Raw genomic sequence first — 1,409 nt, forward strand, 5'->3', positions numbered from 1 at the left:
TGTAGATATCCTTTTGTTTTGGTGTCGAAGACGAGTTGCTCATACAGTGGTTCCAGTTTTTCCAGCGCCTGTTTTGTCCATCCTTCGATAGTGGATGATGGTATCTGTATATTTTCCCTGGCGAACATCTGCTTCTGGCGGTAGAGCGGAAGGTGATCCATATATTTTGCAGTCAGGATCATCGCTAGTAGCCCCGCTCCGGGTATCCCTTTATCGATGACACGCTCGGGAAGCCCTGCGATGGATACGCCATCTCCGTTTTTAGCCGCATATTTATAACGGATGTAACGTTTGATATAGAACTTTGCAGGCTCGCACTCAAGCTCTTCGGTAATCTCTTTTCCAATACATACCATTTCCGACAGGTCTCCTTCGGGGTGGATCTCGACCTCTTCTACCGGTAGATGTTCAGGTAACTTCGCACGTCCTTTATGGTGAGGACGTTTACGGACATACTCGATCTTTTCCTTGATTTCCTCCTGTTGCTGTACAACTTCGGCCGGCTCTGCTTCAAAGGGGAGCATGGTCTGGTTTGGGTCTCCTTCGAAGCGTTCGCGACTCTGTCCGAACTGCATGCGCTTGTACATGGCAAGCTGTGACTTTAGATAATCTATCTCTTGATCACGGCTGGAAACAACCTTGATAAGGTCTTCTTTCGAGAGGTTTTCCAGCGCTTTTTCCATGCCATAAAGATACGCATTTATTGCCTTAATACCATTAAAAAAGCTGTTTTTGAGGTAATAAATAACGTTTTTTCTGTATACTCTTCACAACATGTATACCCTCGACCATCAGTACCAGATCGCTCCAGGACAGCTCACCTTTCTTAAGTTCAGATGCACCAAAAGTTCCCTGCTCCAGACGTTTGTAGTAAAGTACAAAGCCACCACTTTCCCAGTGTAATAGTTTTATATGGGTGCGGCTACGGTTTAGAAATACAAAGACCTCTCCGCTGGTAGGCTGGCGTTGCATCACAGAAAGCACCAGTCCGCAAAGTCCATCAAAACTTTTTCGCATATCGCAGTAGCCGTCGTAAAGGTAGAATCTGTGGGAAGACCCAAGCGAAAACATATTAGTAAAGACGGATCAGCTGAGACAGAAGACCCAGATCGCTTTCCACTTTCAGAACAACCCCGTTGGGATAGATGATCTCTATCTCCTTACGGACAGATCTGTCAATCGGTGTGAAACTTCCACTAGCACCATCTTGCTCCCTGCTCCGAGAAAACCAATAATAAAACTTCGCCTCATTGATCCCCCTTGAATCACAGTACTGCTTCTTGCTCATACCGCTCTGCTGCCAATCTGCTATCATCGACAGCATCTGATCTCTTTTTTCCTTTGAACTCATTAAGCAAACCTCGGAATTATAAAGCGTTCATAAAATATGCACTTGGTCGGGCGGATAC

Annotated in this window: 3 protein-coding genes; all 3 read right to left on the reverse strand. The window is 45.7% G+C overall.

Annotated features, from left to right (window positions below):
• A partial coding sequence (locus D7322_RS28245; RefSeq protein WP_147430575.1) for an IS66 family transposase occupies positions 1-683 on the reverse strand: 683 nt, incomplete at its 3' end.
• Positions 684-717: 34 nt separating this feature from the next.
• Complete coding sequence (gene tnpB / locus D7322_RS28250) at positions 718-1,071, reverse strand: IS66 family insertion sequence element accessory protein TnpB (RefSeq protein ID WP_121127506.1); 354 nt, start codon at positions 1,069-1,071, stop codon at positions 718-720.
• Between the two features lies 1 nt (position 1,072).
• Positions 1,073-1,351 carry an IS66 family insertion sequence element accessory protein TnpA gene (gene tnpA / locus D7322_RS28255; protein WP_241254835.1) on the reverse strand — a complete coding sequence of 93 codons (279 nt, stop codon included), beginning with the start codon at positions 1,349-1,351 and terminating at the stop codon, positions 1,073-1,075.
• Between the last annotated feature and the right edge of the window lie 58 nt (positions 1,352-1,409).

This window comes from Sphingobacterium puteale, from assembly GCF_003627955.1.
In the GTDB taxonomy this organism is placed as follows: Bacteria; Bacteroidota; Bacteroidia; order Sphingobacteriales; family Sphingobacteriaceae; genus Sphingobacterium; species Sphingobacterium puteale.